This is a genomic window from Gilliamella sp. App2-1, from assembly GCF_001690255.1.
Lineage (GTDB): Bacteria > Pseudomonadota > Gammaproteobacteria > Enterobacterales > Orbaceae > Gilliamella > Gilliamella apicola_G.
In genome coordinates, this window is the sequence record NZ_LZGR01000066.1 from 1 (window position 1) to 1,740 (window position 1,740).

The 1,740-nt window shown below is 37.9% G+C and carries 2 protein-coding genes; both read left to right on the forward strand.

The features are described from left to right. The first annotated feature begins 96 nt into the window (after positions 1-96). Positions 97-921, forward strand: a complete 825-nt coding sequence (locus A9G22_RS09005) for a DUF6708 domain-containing protein (protein ID WP_075508092.1) — start codon at positions 97-99, stop codon at positions 919-921. Between the two features lie 82 nt (positions 922-1,003). Continuing rightward, positions 1,004-1,740: DUF6708 domain-containing protein (locus A9G22_RS09010; RefSeq protein WP_075508740.1), on the forward strand; the 737-nt coding region annotated here is incomplete at its 3' end.

Here is a 1,740-nt window from a genome sequence, read left to right on the forward strand (position 1 = left end):
ATATAACGGAATAGCTAAGATAATGACGAAATCCCACTTATCATAAATCGCAGCAGTAACCCATTTCACGATGAATAAATAAAAAGGAGAGTCATCATGCCATCAAAATACCGCCCACAAATTTTTGGTTGGTTTGGCGATCTAGATAAAGGCCCTTATAGTGTGCCCCTGCATGATCGTCGCTTAAGCTATGCCAATAATAACTACTGTGCCTTTATTCGTCAGGATCTCAATGATCAGATTTTTTATGCTTGCCTTTATTTTGTTGCTATTATTTGTGGGAGTGGAGCTATCATTGGATGTCTTTGGTTGTTGGTACACCATGATAGCTCTAAAATAGAATTTATTGATATAGTAGTAATTTTGGGTTTTATTATCTGTTGTCTCGCTATGTATTATGTTATTCCCCAAGTGTATCATTATCTATTTTCCCGTCGTGGTAGTCCCATTATATTTAACCGTAAAACGGGTAAAGTCTATGTCAACGAAAGTGACTTTTTTAACTTTAAGTTTTTACGGCATCCTGCGGTATTTTTACAACCGAAAAAACGCCGTATAAAAGAGTATGATTGGGATGATTTGCATGGTGTTATTATCCATAATATGTCGCGTAATGCCTTAACCTCGACCGTATTAATGGTGTGCCAACCGGGAACGCATCAAGTGATTGATCATATCATGTTAGATCCCATTCGAGCCGGCGCAGGGAGCACATTTGTTTGGGGTTGGATTAATAGTTTTATGGTCTTTTATAAATCAGCCAATATCGATGATGGCGAATATAAATCAGATCAAGAAGCGGAATTTAAAGCCCATAGGATTGACGGTCAAGGCTGGCCAGAATGGATGATTGAAGCGTTTAATGCCACATCATTAGAAGAGTTAGCTGAAATTAAACAACGGCACAATATAACGGAATAGCTAAGATAATGACGAAATCCCACTTATCATAAATCGCAGCAGTAACCCATTTCACGATGAATAAATAAAAAGGAGAGTCATCATGCCATCAAAATACCGCCCACAAATTTTTGGTTGGTTTGGCGATCTAGATAAAGGCCCTTATAGTGTGCCCCTGCATGATCGTCGCTTAAGCTATGCCAATAATAACTACTGTGCCTTTATTCGTCAGGATCTCAATGATCAGATTTTTTATGCTTGCCTTTATTTTGTTGCTATTATTTGTGGGAGTGGAGCTATCATTGGATGTCTTTGGTTGTTGGTACACCATGATAGCTCTAAAATAGAATTTATTGATATAGTAGTAATTTTGGGTTTTATTATCTGTTGTCTCGCTATGTATTATGTTATTCCCCAAGTGTATCATTATCTATTTTCCCGTCGTGGTAGTCCCATTATATTTAACCGTAAAACGGGTAAAGTCTATGTCAACGAAAGTGACTTTTTTAACTTTAAGTTTTTACGGCATCCTGCGGTATTTTTACAACCGAAAAAACGCCGTATAAAAGAGTATGATTGGGATGATTTGCATGGTGTTATTATCCATAATATGTCGCGTAATGCCTTAACCTCGACCGTATTAATGGTGTGCCAACCGGGAACGCATCAAGTGATTGATCATATCATGTTAGATCCCATTCGAGCCGGCGCAGGGAGCACATTTGTTTGGGGTTGGATTAATAGTTTTATGGTCTTTTATAAATCAGCCAATATCGATGATGGCGAATATAAATCAGATCAAGAAGCGGAATTTAAAGCCCATAGGATTGACGGTCAAGG